The sequence below is a fragment of the Flagellimonas hymeniacidonis genome (assembly GCF_008040165.1).
GTDB lineage: Bacteria > Bacteroidota > Bacteroidia > Flavobacteriales > Flavobacteriaceae > Flagellimonas > Flagellimonas hymeniacidonis.
On the sequence record NZ_VRUR01000002.1, the window covers coordinates 698496 to 717941 of the forward strand.

Below are 19446 nucleotides of genomic sequence, written 5' to 3' on the forward strand. Positions count from 1 at the left end.
ATGGTTATCCTAATTAGAGATGTTTTTTTTCTTTTTAAATACACCTCTTAAGTCGGGATTATAGAAGAATCCTATCTGCAAGCGGTCAAAAACAGCATTGCTGAACTGGTTTCGTAAATATCCAAATTGAACACTGCTGTTTTCTGTAATATGAATTCCTAAAGCTCCATAAAGACGATTTTGCCCAAAAAGGTCATCTTGTAAATTGATGAACAACTCATCATAAAAATTCAGAAAAAATGTATCCGTCAAGGGCAATGTTACCTGAATACGATAACGGGCTCTATGTTGGGTTTCAGTTCTAGTACCAAAGTCTAAAAAGCGTTGTTCCAATCGGTAACGGTGTTCAAAAAGCAATTCCCAAACCTTATTTTTAAGAATGAATTGCTCAAAGATTCGATGCTCTTTGCTGTTCCGTTCTCCTGGAAATTCTAAAAAAGTACCATCGGTAGATATATAACCGTAACCTGCAGTTGCTATGGCGCTCGGATTGATGTGATAATTCAAGCCCGTGCGAAGCAATAACTGATTAAAATTTCTTGTGGTTTCATAGAATCGAAACTGCGCCTCAGTATGAATGCTAAAGCGTTCTGCAATCTTATTGGTGCCAAAATACATATACCATGCACCCAGCTCGTTTTCACCAGCTTGTTGGGCGTTCATCTGAATTATTGCGGTCAACAAGACCAATAAACTAAATACCTTTCTCATTAATCTATGCTAAAAGTTTGTGTTTTTTTAAAAGGAGATAAATCCAACCCTTCAACTGCATCGCGGTAAGGTTTCCATTTTTCATCAAAGAAACTGTTGGTTTTTTCCAAAGCAGATTTTAACTCATCTTCTGCAAATTTGACAAGGTTTTTCTCTGTTTCGGTAACTCCCGACTTTCTGGTTTGTGTATAAAAGTCAGCAGTATTCAAACGTTGCATCACATTAATTTCTGGATTGCGGGTAATTCCTTGTCTCTTATCTTCCTTGCCTAAATACAAGGCCACTATAGAATCAATTTGCTTAACAATGTTTGTGGATTCCTTTATTTGGTCTTTGTATTTTTCCTTATCCAATGCTTTCATTTCTTTCTGAAATTTATTGGCCAAGTCTTTACTTTTTACTAATTGCTTTACAGCATCAGCAGCTGTTTGGGTGTAGTCCTGTAATTTTTTGCCCATTTCATACACCTCATTTATTGAAGCTAATGATGTTTGAAGCCTTGGGTCCGTTTTTACAGTAACCGAAGTAGAATCTGAAAGCTCACCATAATGCACTTTTACTTTATACGAACCGGGTTTTACATTAATTCCACCTTCTTCTGCCTTGCTTTTACTGATTTTTCTTGCTGGTCTATCCGGACCTTTCTCATCAAGTTCCCAATAGATTCTGTGGAAACCAGCCTTTTTGGGAGTCTTGTATTTAAGAGTACGAATTAATCGTTCCCCATCATAAAACTTGAAGAAAATAGAATCTTTTGTTTTTTCTTTCTTCGTATCATCTTTTTCTTCAGGTGCTTCCTCTTCATCATCCTTTTTTTCTTTGTCATCTTTTGCCTTGTTACCTTCTTTCAGATAATAGGTAATCATGGCTCCGGATTTTCTATTTTCTCCATTATAAAGGGCATCCCCGCCAAAACGACTTCCCGTGGCTTGTTGGTAAGCAGCATGATAGGCATCTGGACTTTGGAAAAGGCTTATTTCTTTCTGAAGCACTGAGGGATTGCTTGCTAATGTCCTCAACGGACGAATATCATCAAGAACCCAAGCAGCACGTCCAAATGTACCAATTACCAAATCATGTTCCCTTGGTTGAATAGCCAAATCTTTGGTAGATACCGTTGGGAAACCTTCAGTCCATTTTTGCCATGAACTTCCAGCATTAAAGGATATATACAGACCATCATCAGTTCCTAAAAATAGCAGATTCGGATTTTCGATATCCTCAACAATGGAAAGAGTGTAGCTTTCCACATCGTTTCCATCTACGATTCGAGTCCATGTTTTTCCATAATCTTTAGTACGATATGCATAAGGGATGTAATTGAATCTTCTATAATCGTTTGCAATGAGCAAGGCTTCCCCTTTGTTCTTTTTTGAAGCTTTTATTTGGGGAATCCAACTGCCTGAAGGAAGTCCTTTAATATTGGATGTCACTTCTGTCCAACTTGCTCCTCCATTTTGTGTGTAGTGCACGCGACCGTCATCTGTACCTACCCACAGCATATCTTTTTCTACAGCAGATGGCTCGATGACCAAAATGGTACAGTGGTTTTCAGCTCCGGTAGCATCCATGGTAAGGCCACCACTTTCACTTTGCTTCTGTTTTTCCTTGTCGTTGGTGGTCAAATCTGGCGAAATTACTTCCCATGTCAACCCTTTATTGGATGATTTGTGTACAAACTGACTTCCAAAATAAACCGTACTATTATCAAAAGGGTCTTGCCCAATTCCCGCATTCCAGTTAAACCTAAGCTTGGTTGTTGCGTCAGGTGGGGTAGGGCGTACAATATAATTGTTCCCGGTTTTCCAATCATAACGCGAAACAAAACCTTGTTGACTCATGGCGTAACCATATTGGTTATCATCCAAATCTGGAACTACATCAAAACCATCGCCAAAGGCGATTTCCTGCCAGTAACTGTTTCGAATACCTTGTGCTCTCCAGACATAAGCGGGTCCTCTCCAAGAACCATTGTCTTGCATGCCGCCATAAACATTATAGGGATATTCGTTGTCAACACTGATGTGATAGAATTGCGCAACGGGCAAATTGCCAATAAAACGCCATGTTTTCCCACCATCTTTGGTTATGTTCATACCGCCATCATTACCATCAATCATAAATTGTCCATTCTCTGGATGAATCCACCAGGCATGGTGATCAGGGTGTACACCATTGTCTACCTGGTAGGCAGGCATCAACTGTTTGAAATTTTTACCTCCGTCTTCTGAAACATTTACATAGGTAAACACAGAATACACCCTATTTTCATTTTCGGGGTCAACAAAAATATCGGAGTAGTAAAAAGGTCTGTTGCCAATATCATTTTTGTCATTTACTTTTTCCCATTTAAATCCGCCATCAACAGATTTATAAAGCGCATTTTTTTTTGCCTCTACGAGAGCGTAGATGATGTTGGGCTTGTTTTTGGCAATAGTAATTCCTATTCTGCCCAATTCGCCTTTAGGAAAACCTTCTTCTTCAGTTACTTTTTTCCAAGTTGACCCTCCGTCATGGGTAATGTACAATCCACTTCCTTCGCCCCCAGATTTGAAAAACCAAGGGTCACGTTTATGATCCCACATGGCTGCAATCAATTTATTTGGATTGGATGGGTCCATGACCAAATCGGCTGCTCCAGTTTTGTTGTTGACAAATAGAATTTTATTCCATGTTTTTCCACCATCCGTGGTTTTGTAAACACCTCGCTCAGGATGAATTCCCCAAGGAGAACCTATGGCGCCAACATAGACCACATCTGGATTGTTAGGGTCAATGATTACTCTATGAATATGCCTGGTTTTTTCAAGGCCCATGGATTTCCATGTTTTTCCACCATCAAGGGATTTGTAGATGCCATAACCACCGTTAAGGCTATTTCGTGGGTTCCCTTCTCCGGTTCCCACCCAAATTACGGATGGATTGGATTGTTGAATGGAAACTGCTCCAATGGATGCGGTAACTTCTTTGTCAAAAATAGGTGCCCATTTAATACCGCCAGAAGTAGATTTCCATAAACCACCTGAAGCCGTTCCAACGTACATGACATCTGGGTTGGAATGAACGACATCTATGGAGGTTACTCTTCCGCTCATACCAGCGGGACCAATGTTACGGGGTTTCATGTCCTGGACCAAGTCCATGGAAAATTCTTGTGCAAAAAAAGGGATGGATGCCAAGAGCATCAATAGCGTGTAAAGGTGTTTCATTTTAGGAATTAATTAGTCGCCTAAAGATACCAAAAACACCTAGTGGATTTCTTAAGGAGTTGTTAAGGCTACCTTTTTTAGAATCCATGCAATTTTGTAAACCTCTGATTTTCAGTTTTTTTTGTATTTTTATTTTATTGTGAAACTTTAGGTGTCACATTGAATACTGTTCCCTCTATTTTTTTAACCTTAATAAGATTATGAAAATGAAAACTTTGATTTTTACAATCTCATTGTTTTGTTGTTTCAGTATTTGTGGTCAAGACAATGGAAGCACGTTCCTACGAGTTTTTGATTTGGAAGGAAAAAAAATTGCCAAGGGAAAAGTACATTCAATTTCTGATACAGTGCTTACATTGAAGCTAAGACAAATATTCAGAGAGGTAGAGGTGAAAAACATAGGAACAATCAAAACCAAAAGATCTGTTGGGAATAGTGTTGGGGTTGGTGCAATTGGCGGGGCATCATTGGGGATACTTATTGGTGCAGTTGCTAGTGACGAATACGACTTTTTATCTTCAACTGCCCAAACAGCTGGTCTAGGTATTTTTGGAACCATTTTAGGAGCTGTTGGTGGAGGAGTAACGGGGTTATCAAAAAAATCAATAACCTATCCAATTAATGGAGATATTTTGAAATGGCAGGAATTTACAAAGGCAATTGGGAATTAATCCAATTTCTATAAATCTTTAATCTTTATATACTACCCCATCTTTCATTACGAAAGTAACCCCACGCATTTTTTTAATGTCTTTTACTGGATTGCCTTCCACAGCAATGATATCAGCAAGAAAATTCTCTTGAATTCGTCCCAGTTCATTTAAATGAAAGATACGGGCATTGACAGAAGTAGCAGACCGCAATACATTTAAAGGTTGCATACCATATTCAACCATAAGTTCCAGTTCCCTGTAATTTTCTCCATGGGAATACACCCCCACATCACCACCAAAAACAATATCTACTCCAGATTCCAATGCCATTTTAAATGACTTTTTCTTCTTAACAATTCGGTCAGTATCTGGTTCTTTTCCCTTTTTCCAGCCTTTATAACGCTCAATAGCATCGCCAGCGGCAAGGGTAGGGCATAGGCCAACTCCTTTTTCCTTCATCATTTTAAAGATTTCCATTGTGCCCCCATCACCATGTTCTATGGTTTCTACTCCGCCTAAAATGGCACGGCGCATCCCTTCTGGTGTACCGGCATGGGCTACAACATAGCGTCCTGCACTTGTGGCGGTGGCTACCATTGCATCTATTTCTTCCTGTAAAAAGGTAGGTTGAGAGGGCTCATCTTTTCCCCAACGATAATCTGCATATATTTTTATGAAGTTTGCACCATGTCCCAACTGTGTCCGAACTTCTTTAATAGCTTCCGCTTTGCCACTTACTGGTTCTGCTCCCAATGGAACGGTTATCCCATCATGAAATCCTTTTGGTCCATAAGCTCCTGTGGCTACAATAGCAGGACCAGCGACTAACAAACGCGGCCCGGGAATTATACCATCTTCAATGGTCTTTTTTAAATAAACATCTGTATAACCTGCACCCTCAGCACCTAAATCTCGCATGGTAGTAATACCAGCCATCAATGACTTTTTTGCATGGACCACTCCTCTTACGGCTCTTTCTACTGGCGATTCCTTCAAAACTTGGTCGTTCCATTCGGTTTCGTTATAAGGATGTAATAATAAATGGGAATGTCCTTCAATGATTCCGGGCATTAGGGTCATTCCCTTAAATTCCTTTTTTTTGTATGAACCGGAATTTTTTAAATCGGCTGCTGGGCCAGCAAAGGTGATACGATTCTCGGTTACCAGTACTACCCAATTTGAATGTAGTGTCTCTCCATCAAAAACTTGATCAGGAACTAATAACATTTGGGATTTGGCAGATGCCAATACAAGGAAAAAAAGAATAAGAAAGGTAGTTCTCATAGAATTTAATTTTTAGCTGCATTCTCAGCTATTTCTTTTAGTCGTTCTTCAATATCTGTTTTAGACAACCATGTTCCGCGAACCATGACCCCAGAAATATCTGTATAGTTTTTAAGGGCATCCATTGGATTTTTGGAGAGAAGCACCAGATCAGCATCAACCCCCTCTTTTATTTCTCCAAAAGTGCTTTCCATGTCGAAAAAAGTAGCTGGATTGATGGTCGCTGACTGTAGAATTTCCAAAGGTTTCATACCAGCTGCTACCATTCCTTGCATTTCATGTTGTATGGAAAATCCAGGTACGTTAAAGAGTTGAGGTGCATCGGAACCCATGAGAATCCCATGACCATTGTCTTGAAGTTTTTTAATAAGATTTTTTCGGATGGCATCAAATTGTTCCCATTGCGCGGTTTTGAAATCCGAGTTTTCCAAAGACTGTATTTTAACCCGCTTCCAATTTTCCAAAGTAGACTTGGGCATATATTTCATTTCTGGTTCTGCCAATAGGGAATCTACGTCTACTGGTGAAAACCATCGTTCAAACAAACTTTGCGTAGGAACTATCCACACCTTATTGTCTTTTGATAGTTGTACCAATTCGTCAATTTTTGAGATGTCTGCCAAGGGAGTAAAGTTGTAGCCAAAAAAGCCATTGGCGGTTGGATCCACATTTTCGGATTCTGGCACAAGCCCTTCCAAAAAACCATCAACATGATCAATAGTTGCATATTTGCTCTTCAGCGCATGACGGATACCAACATCCACTGGAACATGCCCTGCAAATGGAATTCCTACTTCATTCGCTGTTTTTACAACTTGATCAAATACGTTGCGTTGAATACCAGGATGTATTTTTAGAAAATCATAGCCTTCCTTTTTGTAAGCCGTTATTTTTTCAGTGGCTTCTTCTACCGTTTTCACCGAATTTCCATTGAGGGAAGGGCTCGATGTAAAGATTCGCGGCCCTAAAACCTCTCCACGCTGTACTTGCTCCCTAAGAACCAAATGGTCTGGGTGCCCAAGCATTCCTCGTATTGTAGTGACACCATTGGCCAAATACAAGAACAGTACATCTTCCAAGCGTTCTTTGGAGGTAGGCGGTTGGGGAATGTGTGCATGCATTTCTGTCATCCCCGGAATGATATATTTACCTTCTGCATTGATGACCGTTTTGTATTTTGATATGTCTTCTATTTCTGTTGTATTGATTTGCTTTATCCTTCCTGAGTCTATAAAGATGTTTTGACCAGTTTTGACTTCACCAGTTCTAACATCAACAATATTCGCTTTAGAAATAAGAATACGGGTAGGGCTTATCTCTTCCAGTTTTTGTTTTTCTTGGCATGAACTGACTAGTGTACATACAACTAAGAAAAGAGTGATTTTTTTAAACATAGTTCTGATTTTTAATTGATTTCTGATGTATTCAAAAGCGCTGTAAGCTGATCTTTGGTGAAAAGCATATTTCCTTTAAGCACGGCAGATATTTCTTTGGTGTTTTTAATTTCTTCCAATGGATTAGCATCTAAAATAACAAGATCAGCCACTTTGCCTTCGGCGATGCTTCCAGAATTGGCACTCTTTCCTAAGAATTTTGCTCCATTTGGGGCAGATGTTCGCAGTGCTTCCAAGGGTGAAATTCCATTATCAACCATCACTTGAAGTTCTCCATGCAATGAAATTCCGGGATAAGTATACGAATTGTAGGCTCCACTATCTGACCCAGCCAAAAGGCTTACTCCTGCATCATTTAAAGATTTAGACAGTTGCCCAAAAAAGATGTCCAACTTTTTTCGGTCCGCTCTTGTTTTTTCTGATGCATTTAATGCCCGGTCTATTCGTTCTTTATAGGTTTTGATGATTCCTTCCCCCATATATTTTAAATAGACATCATTACTATGATCAACTTCATCCAAATAGCTTAAAGTCTTGCCAATGTGAAGTGTAGGTACCACAAAGACATTTTGTTCTTTAAGTTTTTGAAACGTGTTTTGAGCTGTACTATCGGCATAATTGTCCATAAGAGCAGGCATTGCTTGCCAAAACCCAATTTCTTTATTTTTTAGTTTCTGGGTAATTTCCACTTCATTACTAGCACATCCTTTCATGATATAGTACAGATGTTCTATGGCATCTATTCCTGCATCTACAGTTTCATCGAGTGTCACGGTAAAAGGCATATGTCCAGATGTAATCAATTTTCTAACTTCAGCTTCTTTTATGGTTTGTAAATAGTCTTCTCCTGAAATTCTACTGTCATACAACTTCACAAAATCCACATTTAGTTTTTCTAAGGAATCCAAGGCTGTAACAATATCACTTTCATTTTCTACTTTCAAAGAACCGGCCCAAGTGGCACTGGGCCCATCTATTTTTGGCCCAGAAGTAAATATTGTAGGACCAACGAGATTTCCATCAGCGATTTCTTGTTTCCACTCCATGACAGAAGAGGTAAGGTCACCTCCCGCATCCCTAATGGTAGTAATGCCATTGGCAATAAAAAGGTTTAAAAAGTTCTTGTTATTTGCAATAAGAGAATCCCCGCCACGTAAATGGGTGTGATTATCCCAAAAACCGGGCAACACATATTTTCCAGTGGCATCCACAGTGGTTTCTACATTATAATTTGTTTCAGAACCAGCGGTTGCAAGTGCGCTTATTCGTCCGTCGTTAACGTAAATATCTTGAATTTCTATTTTGCCTGTTTCCAGATGTATTACGTTGGCATTGACAATGGCCATATCTACCAGTTGCTTTGGTTTTTGGTTTTGACACGCAGTCAATAACAGCAGGGTGAGTAGGGTGTAGGTGCCTATTTTTATGCTATTTCTCATCTGCTTCCGGGGTTTCTGGTTTTAATGTTATTGTTGCAAAGCGTTACAATTTCCGTTATTCTTTTTTGTCTCGTTTCTTCTCTTTTTGCTTGATTCAACCAGTATAGATAGCTTTTTCGCTGTCCACGCGTAAAATTTTGGAAGTTTTCAAAGGCTGTCGGATTTTTATCAAAAGAAGCTTTTAAATCCTCAGGAACTATTTCGTTTTCCACATCATCCAAAGCGCTCCAAGAACCATTTTTTTTGGCTATTTCGATAACTTTAAGTCCACTTTCATGCATTAAATCAGAAGCTATTAATTCTTCCAAATGATTTTTGTTTACCCTACTCCAGACACTTTTGGGTTTTCTTGGACAGAAATACTGTCTGCGCTTACCATCACCTAAACTTTTCACCGTGCTGTCTATCCAGCCGTAACAGAGGGCTACTCTTACCGCTTCTTCCCAACGCATACTTGGCATCTCATGTTCAATCTTGTACATGATTACATGTATACCGCTTGAGGCTTGATGGTTTTCATGTAACCAAACCCGCCATTCTTTATCGTTTTTAAAGTATATCTCTATGGCTTCCTTCATGCCCTAGTTAAAGGAATTGATAATAGTCATTCCTTTGTTTGTAAACTGATTCATCTCGGTTAAAACCTTAGCTGCTTGTGCTAAAGGGATTGTTTGCTCTACTAACTTTTGAGGTTTTAATTTCCCTTCTTTGATCAGTGCCATCATTTCTGGGTATTTGTGCGCTTGCATTCCATGGCTTCCAATAATTTCAAGTTCATTGGCAAGTACTTTATCCATAGGTATTTTTGGATATTGGTGGTGGCCGGTCATTAATCCCACCTGAATGTGTTTTCCTCGTTTTCTAAGACTACCTATTGAATTTTGACAGGTGATTCCGCTACCTAAGGCATCTAAAGATACGTTAACCCCGCCATTTGTTAGTGAAAGTATTTCTTCAATAACGTTAGATGATATAGAAGCATTTATGGTTTTTAAAGCACCTAATTTTCTAGCTAGTTTTAAAGTATCTTCATTGATATCTATAGCAATGGCCTTTGCACCAAAGGCTTTGGCTATCATAATGGCAGAAAGTCCTACGCCGCCACAGCCATGAATTGCGATGGATTGCCCTTCAGTTATTTTCCCTTGGGCCACTACAGCTCTATATGCTGTAATAAAACGACACCCCAGTGAAGCAGCAGTTATGTCATCAATTTCTTCTGGAAGCCTAACTAAATTAGTGTCCGCTTGATCTATACGAACATACTCTGCAAAAGAACCCCAATGTGTAAAACCTGGTTGTGATTGGCGATCACAGACTTGATGGTTACCTGAATTGCACTGTTCACATGAACCACAACCACAAACAAAGGGAACTGTTACTCTATCCCCAATGTTGAAGTTTTTTACATCTTTACCAAGAGCGGCAATGATACCTGAAAGTTCATGGCCAGGAACATGCGGCAAAATAATATCAGGGTCGTGTCCCATCCATCCATGCCAATCGCTACGGCAAATCCCCGTTGCGGCTGTTTTTAGTATAACACTATGATTTAAAGGAGTAGGGTCTTCAACATTTTTAAGTCCCAAATTCCCTTGAAAAGTTTCATAAACCAATGCCTTCATGACTATTCCTTTCCTTTTTCTGTTATCATTTCTGGTTGTCCAGTTACGTTTAGATTAAAAATGTCATTTCTTGCATAGTGTCCAATAACATCAAAATCTAATTTACTCACTGTTATGTCTTTAAGATTTAACTCTGCCACCAGTGCACCTGCTTTACCAAAGAGAGGTCCAGCAATAATTTTTCCTAAAGGGGACACGATAATACTTCCTCCAGGGCATATATCCTCTTTTTCATTTTCTACTAAATGTTGGTATTCAGTAGGATACATAGATTTGGTGTAGAATTGATTGCATCCCAATACAAAACACCTACCTTCTAAAGCAATGTGTTGCATGGTTGATATCCATTCCTCTCTTGAGTCAGCCGTTGGGGCAATATAGATTTCCACTCCTTTTTGGTACATGGCCATTCTTGCCATGGGCATATAGTTTTCCCAACAAATTAGGCCTCCCATTTTTCCAATCTTAGTATCAAAACTCACTAAAGATTCTCCTGAAGCTTCTGCCCAAACAATTCGTTCCGTACCTGTAGGTTTAATTTTTCGATGTACACCCAATAATCCGGTAGAAGGTGAAATGTATGCCATGGAACAATATAGACTTCCACTGACTTTTAGTCTTTCGGTTATTCCAACTACCAGATATACATTTTGTGACTTAGAAAGTTCTTCTAAAAATTCAAGATCATCCCCATCCAAACAAACACTGTTTTCATAATACTTGGCGTACAATTGTTTTCCCTCCATAGAACGACTTCCTACGGTTGCTCCAAAAGTGAAGCCTCTTGGATACCCTGGGACAAAAGATTCTGGAAAGACAATTAAATTACAGCCTTGCGTCGCATGTGTTTTAGTTAAATCAGCTAGTTTTTCAAAGGTTTTCTGTTTATCAAAGAAAACAGGACTTTCCTGTATGAGCGCTACTTTTACCTTCATAAGTATTTGTATTAAGGTATTAAAAGTTCTATTATCTTATTTTTTGATTATTCTTTTTCAATGGCCTTTAGAAAAGGTTCCATTTTTATAAGGTCGATATCATCTCTTTTTCTCAACTCCCGTATAAACCAACTCTTGTGTCCGGCACCATAGGTGATTAAAAAGCGTTTACCAGAATAGCGATGTTTTTCCAATGCTTTTTCAATATTCCAGTAATGCGCAATATTGATGTTGTCCCAGCCGCCAAGACCCAATTCTACATTAAAAAGCTTATTGTAGACCTGCAGCGAAATATCTTGAATACTATCATAAGTGTCCGTATGTATGAAATGGGGGTCGTTTACTTTTCCGGTCGCTTTATAGACAGAATCTGAACGGTTATTGGCTTCGGTATAGGCATCCCAATCTGATGTTCTTGTGGAATCTTGACTAATGGCAAGCAGTTTTGCACTTCTTTCATCGGCCATGGGCTTTGTCCAACCAGCAGTTGGGATAATCTCAAAATCCATTTCCTTTGTCAATGGAAAAATGACATCCACATATTCTGGAAAACGCATCACTCTTGGTTCTGAAATACTATCATCCCTTTTAAAGCCTTCAACAGCAGCTTGAAACCTATCTGGCGGAATTTCAGCTAAAATAAAATCGGGATTAATTTCTTTAATTAACTTCCTTAAGTACGGAAGATTATAAACGCTATCGGTCAAATGTCCACTATGAATGGTACCAAGTATTAATACCTCATTTTTTAACGGTTTCTGGGCTTGTTCTTCACAACTTAGCAAAAGAAGCAATGCGATGCTGAAAGTTATAAATGTCTTCATTTCATCAATAAGTTTATGATTTTTTCAATGGGACGTAATTCTTCAAGGTTTGCAGTGATAGATTCCAAAACACTTGTTCCAACCACATTAAAATTTCTTTTTAATTCTGAAATGCATTCTTCTGCATCTTTTATCATTAGACCATTAGGAACTTGATAATAGGTCTTATCATAATCTGTGGGTTCCAAGCAATCAAAATCAAAATGCAAATAGAGATTCTCAATGTTTTTGGATTGCAAGGTCGAAATTAGCTCCGGAATATTCAGTTTTTTTGGGTGATAGATACTTCCACTATCCAATCTTATTTTTTCCGCATCATCAATGTCCCGCAACCCAACATAATGAATTTGGGAGCTATTTATGGTACTAAACATTAAATTGTCCATATTGGATTCTCCTTCCCCCAAAAGTGTTCTCAATGGCATACCATGAAAATTGCAACTTGCCGAATCACATGGTTTATTGATATCTGCATGGGCATCAAACCATATAACACCCAGATTAGGGTATTGCTCATTTAAGTAGGATATGGGTACAATTTCAAGACCGCAATCTCCACCAATAGTAGCAGTGGTTCTGGGTTTTTTTGTCTCTAGAAACTGTTTGAATCGCTGCAACTGTTCATGGATGGCATCGTAATTATTTATTTGGAACTTTTGTACTCCATTTTCTCCTGCCGAAATGTGGGATAGGGGTATTTGAATAAAATCTAGATCTTTCAAATATTCCCACACAGCGAAAGCACCTGATTCTATGTTCTTACCTAATCCAGCGCCTTGCCATTGTGGAAAGTAGATTTTCATACTAGCATTGAAATTAAATTTTCTGATGCAGGATGTAAAAATTATTGTCAAAAACCAGTTCACTGCTTTGCAATGTCTCAGTTTTCCATTCTTTACTGGGAAACAGCCACTGTTCCTTACCATCCGTAAAAACCCTGATGGGCATGTCAAAATCTTCTACGGTGTCCACATAGCGGTGTGTAATGGACTTTCCTTCCAGTTTGTATTCCAATTTTGGAATCATGGTTGTTCTCAAATACTGATTGAAGAAGGCGGACAAGTCTTTTTTTGTTTTTTCGCTGATATAGTTTTCAATCTGCTCGGTGGTTACTGTTTGGTGATAGAATTCAGCATTTAACCCCCTTAGAATTTCCCGCCACAATGTATCGTCTTCAATGAGTTGCCGTAAAGTGTGCAACATATTCGCTCCTTTGTAATACATATCGCCAGAGCCTTTTTTGTTGACATTGTAAGTGCCTATGATAGGGATGTCATTTTGAATGTTGGCTCTTGTTCCTATAACGTATTCGGATGCCGCTTTGGTCCCGTAATGATAATCTAAATACAGATTTTCAGAATAGGCAGTAAACCCTTCATGAATCCACATATCCGCAACATCTTTGTATGTTATATTGTTGGCAAACCACTCATGACCTCCTTCATGGATAATGATGAAATCAAACTTTAATCCCCAACCCGTGTTGGACAAATCCCTACCTAAATATCCATTTTGATATTGGTTTCCATACGTGACAGAACTTTGGTGTTCCATTCCTAAATATGGAACTTCTACCAATTTAAAACTGTCTTCATAAAAGGGGTAGGGGCCAAACCAATGCTCAAAGGCCTTTAGCATCATTGGGGTTTGTTTAAATTGCTCTTTGGCCTTATCCAAATTATCACGTAAAACATAATAATCTACATCCAATGTGCCTTTTTCCCCTTCATACTTCTCACCAAAGTGAACGTAGTCCCCAATGTTCACATTTACGCCGTAATTATTTATCGGATTGGATACAAACCAATCGTACAGCTTGTAACCACCAAAGTCATAAAGATATTCTTCCCTTAACCTTCCGTTAGCCACTGCTACTAAATCCTTAGGAACATCAATGGCTATGCGCATACTATCCACTTCATCGTACATATGATCCTTGTTGGGCCACCATGCACTTGCTCCCAAACCTTGACAAGATGTAGCCACAAAAGGATTTCCGTTGTTGTCCTTTTCCCACGAGAAGCCTCCGTCCCATGGTGCTCTTTTTGCCTTTCTTGGGTTTCCTGAGTATTGCACATACAATTCGTTGAACTCTCCCGGGACTTGTTTTTTCTTTAAATGGATAAAATGTGCCGGACCATAAGAAGTATAATTTAGGTCTTCATTGTCTTGCGATACGGCATCTATTTTCAGAGGTTTTTGTAAATCGATTTGAATGACATCTGACTCTTCCAAAACTTTATACCTAATGATGTTGTAACCCGCGATGGATTCATTTTCTGGTTGAACTTTGATGTTCAAATTGTAATAGTTTAGGTCCCACCAGGCGCGTTCTGGGGTAATGCTCCCCCTTAACGTATCTTGTTTAGTAAAGTTTTGGCCATTTATGTTGAAAGACAAACCTAAAGCAAGCAGAATAAGTAGCGTGTTTTGTTTCATGAATATAGAGATATGATTTATCTAAAAACCTTATTAGGAAATACTACCAAACTTTCATGACCATCCTTTCCAACAGCTGCAACACCAAAAAAGAAATTATCGATAACAATACCTTCCAGGGTGTGTTCGGTAACATCACCAACATATTTATAACTATCCCAAGTGGGTGAGGTGGTATCTCTCCAATAAATTTTATACCCTACAGCTCCATTAACCTTATTCCATTTTAGTTTGGCTGAGGGTTCTACAATGCCACCAATTTCAACTGTAGTTGGAGCAGGGGGAGCCCAAGCAATTGAAGCTAAGTTAATGGCATTAACAGCAGTCAATTTTTTAGCATATCCAAAATTTACGTGCTCCAACACATCGCCATAAGCAATTCCATTTTCCACCCTAATATCTTGATGCTGCTGAGTATAGTTTTCATGGGCTTCCATAATTCTAACCCCTGCAAAACCAGCATCGTTAAAAGGTCTATGATGACCTCCTCTTCCAAAGCGATCTAGACGGTAGATCATCATCGGATTCATTTCTGGCATATAAGTCTTGGTAGTTTTATGGATATACCTAGCCAACTGACGAGAGATTCCATCCACTTCACCACCATAAAATCGGCGTGCCCTTCTTTGATCTTCAGTTTCTGTTGGCGGTACGGGTTCCGAAAAAATTCTAAAATCCCTATTGCTGACAACACCGTCAACTCCAGTTATGTTGCCAATCATATCATTATTGATGATTCCAACAATATCCCAACCTTGCTCTTTGGCATAGGCGGCCAATCCTTTTCCTCCAAATAGGCCTTGTTCTTCTCCAGATAGCCCTACATAAATGATGCTACTTTCAAATTGATATTTGGATAACACCCTAGCAGCTTCAATGGTTCCAGCCATGCCGCTGGCATTATCATTGGCCCCAGGAGATTTTGAAGTAAAATTATTTGGATCACTCACCCTAGAATCAATATCCCCGCTCATAATAATAAAGCGGTTTGGATATTTTGTTCCCTTTTGAACGGCAACTACATTTACTACCCAGACATCTTTTACAATACGCTGGCCGTCTCCTTTTTTTACCAAATCTTTTTGATAAAAGACATCTAGACATCCATTACAATCAGTTGAAGTTTTTTCGAATTCGGATTTTATCCAGCGTCTGGCCGCTCCAATACCTGCTGTTTGGGAAATGGTATCGCTCAGGGTATGTCTAGTACCAAAATTGACCAATGTGGTTACATCTTCTTCAATGCGTTCAGCTGAAACGGCATTGACAATATCATACAAGCGAGTGTCCGTTTGGGCAAGAAGAGCTGAAATGCTAAACAGTGCTACTAGAAATGCGTAAAGTTTCCTCATTTTTAAAATTTATACTTTAATTAATCCCATGAAAGTAAGAAAAACAACCAACAAGAATTCTTAAAAATTAGAAAAGAAATTGCACGAAAATTTAAATGGAGAATCATTGTAAAAAAGTAACCTTAATTATCCTGCCATTTTCCACTTCATAGATGGCGACAGCGCTAAAGTTTGCTCCGTTGGCAGTAATGAGCTCTTCATCTATTACCTTGTTACCCATTATTATTCTGTTTTTTACTTCGCAATGAAGGTCTGGGGTACTTTCAAAATAAGTGTTATAGCTTTCCTTCATTTTTTCTTGCCCTTCCATGAATAGTTCGTTAGGGTAGTCAAAAAGCTTAACATCTTTTGAATATGTATCCATGAAGGCCTCAATATCCCGAGCATTGTAGGCCTCAAGTTGTCTTTGAACTACATGTGCAGGAGATTCTTCGGCAACAAAAGCTAGGCGGTTACCTGATTTGTTTATAGCAATTCGGGTAATATTATTTATCTCTTCTTGTCCAAAAAGCATCACTGGTTCCCATTCTATTCCAGATTTGGTATCGAACTTGATAAGGGATTTTCCAACTCCGGCGATAATTATAGTATCATTTAACCAACAGATGTCTTCAGATTTTCTAAACGTATTGGTGATTTTTTTGGTAGCCCCAGAAATTGGGTTCAGCGATTTAATCTCCCACTTTTTGTTCTCTTTGCTGATATAGCTTATCAAATCCGAATTGGGAATTTTGGAAAGGCTTCGACCTACATTTTTCTGTAGCGTACGATTTGATTTATCATTGAGGTTGCTCACTACGAGATCCATTCTATCACCTACCAAAACGGTTGTAACCAAAATATGATCGTTATACCAAACATGATAACCAACTTTTAAATCTTTGAGAATTAGCTCCGATGTTCCTGTATTAACATCATATGCATACAAGCGTTGCAATCCATCCAAATCTAACCGAATAGCAGAAATAGCCTCTTTACCAGGAATTTTCAATGGAGAGTATTCGCTGCCTGCAGGAGTATTGGAAATCCAAGATGTTGTGCTTCCTTGCAAGATATTAAAACGCAAAATATCGGTTTGATCTGCCCTATTTGAGGAAAACAGTACCGTGTTGTCATTTAAAAATGAAGGTTGATTATCATACCCTTCGTTATTTGAGATATTCTTTGGGTTTGACAAAACCGGATTACCATTTGTTACCTGTAAATCAAAAAGATACACATCTGTATTTACCTGACCATTTAAGGACATACAGATAAGCAGCAAGCTTATGATTAATAATCTATTCATTGTTATTTTATAAATCTTTTGAGCAGTTCCCTTACTCGTTTGGTGTTTTCCACATAATATTTGGCTTGTGTTTTTTTAAGCCCAACTTTTACCGTCACAGCTGAATCCGGAAGTTCTTGAAACATAAACTCGTCTGTCCAGTCATCACCAATGGCAAAAACAAAATCATAGTCATCTTCACCCAAAATTCTAACCGAAGCCCGTCCTTTGTTCACATTACTGCTTTTTACCTCCATGACTTTATTCCCGTTCAACACACTAATATCATCGTTACCGATAAGACTTGTTAGCACAGTATTCAATTCCGTAGCTCTTTTTTGACCAAAATCGGGATCCGTATTTCTATAATGCCAAGCCATGGAATAGTTCTTTTCTTCAATAAACGAGCCAGGTGTACGATCAACAAAGGATTCTAAAACGGGTTTGATTTTACCCATCCATTCGTCTTTCACCTTTTCCAAGAGTTTAAATTCCTCGCCATCGCGTGATATCCACACACCATGCTCCACAATCATATTATATTTTTTTGGCAAAAACCACTTAGTGAAGGTTTGTTTATCTCTTCCACTAATTAAGAATAATGTGGTGTTTTCTTGATGATGTAATTTATCTAAAAGGGTGTATAACTCTTCATCTGGGGATGCTTTTTGAGGGTCTTTGTGGAACCCCGCAAGTGTTCCATCATAATCCAAAAACAACAGACGTTTTTTAGCTTTGGAATAGTCAGTGCTTAGTTGATTAAGAATGACGTCCGAAACTTTTTGGGAAACAAAGGGCTCGCTACCTTCTTTTTTTCGATTTAAGGCACCCATAAATTCATTGGCCCAGACCTCTACATTATAACGCTCCAATCTATTTTGCAGGAACATGTTTCGGGCAATTTGCTCTTCCCGCGGCATTGTTATAGCATTCTTTAGCGTATCTGCCTGCTGTTCAAAATTATTGGGATTGATTAAGAGGGCCTCATTCATTTCATAGGCTGAACCTGCCATTTCACTTAAAATTAAAACCCCAGTTTTATCTGTACGGGTAGCGATGTATTCTTTTGCAACCAAATTCATACCATCTCGTAACGGGGTCAACCATGCAATATCGCTGGAAGTATACAGATCAATCAGGTTTTCAAAAGGTAAAGAGCGATAAAAATACCAGATAGGCGTCCAGTTGACCGTGGAAAGCTCTCCATTTATTCTCCCCACCAACTCATCAATCTCTTTTTTAAGCAATTGATATTGTGGAACGTTGGAACGTGAAGGGACCGCCAAAATGATCAGCCTGACCTTTTCCTTATATTCTGGATACTTATTTAAAAAATACTCAAAGGCATTGAGCCGCTTGGCAATGCCCTTGCTATAATCCAATCTATCTATCGATAAAATGAGTTTGGTATCTGGAGCAGATGCTTTGTGGTCATCCAATTTTATTTGAAAATCGCTGCGTTTTTCTTTTGTACTTTGTTGATGGGCAATAGCGGCATCCTTAAACTTTTTATAGTCGATTCCCATAGGGAACGAATCTACCTTGATTACCCGATGATCTAAATAAATATCATTGAAACTAACATCCAATCCCAACAATCTTCTTACAGAACTTAAGAAATGACGCTCATAATCATAGGTATGAAAACCAATGAGGTCCGAACCTAAAAGGCCTTCCAAAATTTCTTCCCGCCAAGGAAGGGTTCTAAAAATTTCATAGGAGGGAAAGGGAATGTGTAAAAAGAAACCGATTGAAGTGTTTGGGCGTTTTTCCCGGACCATTTGAGGCACTAACATTAACTGATAATCATGAACCCATATGGTATCACCTTCATCAGATTGTGCTATAATGGCGTCTGCAAATTTTTGGTTGACGGCTTTATAGGTATTCCAAAAATCCAATTCAAACTCCGAATATTCCAAAAAATAATGGAATAATGGCCAAACTGTTCTATTGCTAAAGCCAAAATAAAACCCTTCAATATCCTTTTCAGTGAGTTTTACCTTAGCACATCCATGTTTTTTTAAAGCATTATCTATTTCAGTCTCCAAGGCTTCTGGCGTTTCCTCATCTGTCAATCCAGACCAACCAATCCAGAGGCTTTCTCCACCGCTATGAACAGATTTCATACCTGTTGCCAATCCACCCACACTGGGAATTGCGGTAAGGCCACCATCACTTATTTGTAATTGTACTGGCAGTCTATTGGAAATAATTATAGTTTTACTCATGAAAAGTGATTTTAGGACGAAAATGTAATAAAATTCCTATTTTTTCGATTTATACTTAAGTAAAAACCTACAATAACCAACAG

15 protein-coding genes are annotated in these 19446 nt (G+C 38.7%); 1 reads left to right on the forward strand and 14 read right to left on the reverse strand.

All coding sequences use genetic code 11. The features are described from left to right. Window positions 1–9: 9 nt before the first annotated feature. Together FVB32_RS12005 and FVB32_RS12010 are read right to left on the reverse strand one after the other, a co-directional pair. Window positions 10–711 carry a DUF2490 domain-containing protein gene (locus tag FVB32_RS12005; RefSeq protein WP_147744038.1) on the reverse strand — a complete coding sequence of 234 codons (702 nt, stop codon included), beginning with the start codon at window positions 709–711 and terminating at the stop codon, window positions 10–12. Continuing rightward, window positions 711–3920: a WD40/YVTN/BNR-like repeat-containing protein gene (locus FVB32_RS12010; protein WP_147744039.1), complete on the reverse strand. Its 3210-nt coding sequence runs from the start codon at window positions 3918–3920 to the stop codon at window positions 711–713. Before FVB32_RS12010 ends, FVB32_RS12005 begins: the two co-directional genes overlap by 1 nt. A gap of 206 nt (window positions 3921–4126) precedes the next feature. On the opposite strand from FVB32_RS12010, the gene FVB32_RS12015 reads away from it, so the two are divergent. Beyond that, window positions 4127–4591, forward strand: a complete 465-nt coding sequence (locus FVB32_RS12015) for a hypothetical protein (RefSeq protein WP_147744040.1) — start codon at window positions 4127–4129, stop codon at window positions 4589–4591. 18 nt (window positions 4592–4609) lie between these two features. Here the strand turns inward: FVB32_RS12015 and FVB32_RS12020 are convergent, their stop codons facing one another. The 12 genes from FVB32_RS12020 to FVB32_RS12075 all read right to left on the reverse strand — a co-directional run bounded on the left by FVB32_RS12020 (window position 4610) and on the right by FVB32_RS12075 (window position 19363). Further along, window positions 4610–5857, reverse strand: coding sequence for a metal-dependent hydrolase family protein (locus FVB32_RS12020; RefSeq protein WP_147744041.1), 1248 nt, complete (start codon window positions 5855–5857; stop codon window positions 4610–4612). Between the two features lie 5 nt (window positions 5858–5862). Beyond that, window positions 5863–7251 (reverse strand): amidohydrolase family protein, encoded by a 1389-nt coding sequence (locus FVB32_RS12025; RefSeq protein WP_147744042.1) that lies wholly within the window; start codon window positions 7249–7251, stop codon window positions 5863–5865. Between the two features lie 11 nt (window positions 7252–7262). Then, window positions 7263–8690 carry an amidohydrolase family protein gene (locus FVB32_RS12030; RefSeq protein WP_147744043.1) on the reverse strand — a complete coding sequence of 476 codons (1428 nt, stop codon included), beginning with the start codon at window positions 8688–8690 and terminating at the stop codon, window positions 7263–7265. Then, window positions 8687–9268, reverse strand: coding sequence for a YdeI/OmpD-associated family protein (locus FVB32_RS12035; protein ID WP_147744044.1), 582 nt, complete (start codon window positions 9266–9268; stop codon window positions 8687–8689). The genes FVB32_RS12030 and FVB32_RS12035 overlap by 4 nt, the downstream gene beginning before the upstream one ends. A gap of 3 nt (window positions 9269–9271) precedes the next feature. Beyond that, on the reverse strand, window positions 9272–10315 hold the full coding sequence (locus FVB32_RS12040; protein WP_147744045.1) for a zinc-dependent alcohol dehydrogenase family protein: 1044 nt from the start codon (window positions 10313–10315) through the stop codon (window positions 9272–9274). 2 nt (window positions 10316–10317) lie between these two features. Further along, window positions 10318–11250, reverse strand: coding sequence for a carbon-nitrogen hydrolase family protein (locus FVB32_RS12045; RefSeq protein WP_147744046.1), 933 nt, complete (start codon window positions 11248–11250; stop codon window positions 10318–10320). 47 nt (window positions 11251–11297) lie between these two features. Then, complete coding sequence (locus FVB32_RS12050; RefSeq protein ID WP_147744047.1) at window positions 11298–12074, reverse strand: hypothetical protein; 777 nt, start codon at window positions 12072–12074, stop codon at window positions 11298–11300. Next, complete coding sequence (locus FVB32_RS12055; RefSeq protein ID WP_187269566.1) at window positions 12071–12877, reverse strand: arginase family protein; 807 nt, start codon at window positions 12875–12877, stop codon at window positions 12071–12073. The genes FVB32_RS12050 and FVB32_RS12055 overlap by 4 nt, the downstream gene beginning before the upstream one ends. Before the next feature lie 13 nt (window positions 12878–12890). Next, window positions 12891–14513 carry a M1 family metallopeptidase gene (locus FVB32_RS12060; protein WP_147744049.1) on the reverse strand — a complete coding sequence of 541 codons (1623 nt, stop codon included), beginning with the start codon at window positions 14511–14513 and terminating at the stop codon, window positions 12891–12893. Window positions 14514–14530: 17 nt separating this feature from the next. Continuing rightward, the gene (locus tag FVB32_RS12065; RefSeq protein WP_147744050.1) at window positions 14531–15865 is read right to left on the reverse strand and encodes a M28 family peptidase; all 1335 of its coding nucleotides are present in this window, start codon (window positions 15863–15865) and stop codon (window positions 14531–14533) included. A 103-nt stretch (window positions 15866–15968) separates the two neighbouring features. Next, window positions 15969–17153 (reverse strand): nuclear transport factor 2 family protein, encoded by a 1185-nt coding sequence (locus FVB32_RS12070; RefSeq protein ID WP_147744051.1) that lies wholly within the window; start codon window positions 17151–17153, stop codon window positions 15969–15971. 2 nt (window positions 17154–17155) lie between these two features. Beyond that, window positions 17156–19363, reverse strand: a complete 2208-nt coding sequence (locus FVB32_RS12075) for a bifunctional alpha,alpha-trehalose-phosphate synthase (UDP-forming)/trehalose-phosphatase (protein WP_147744052.1) — start codon at window positions 19361–19363, stop codon at window positions 17156–17158. Between the last annotated feature and the right edge of the window lie 83 nt (window positions 19364–19446).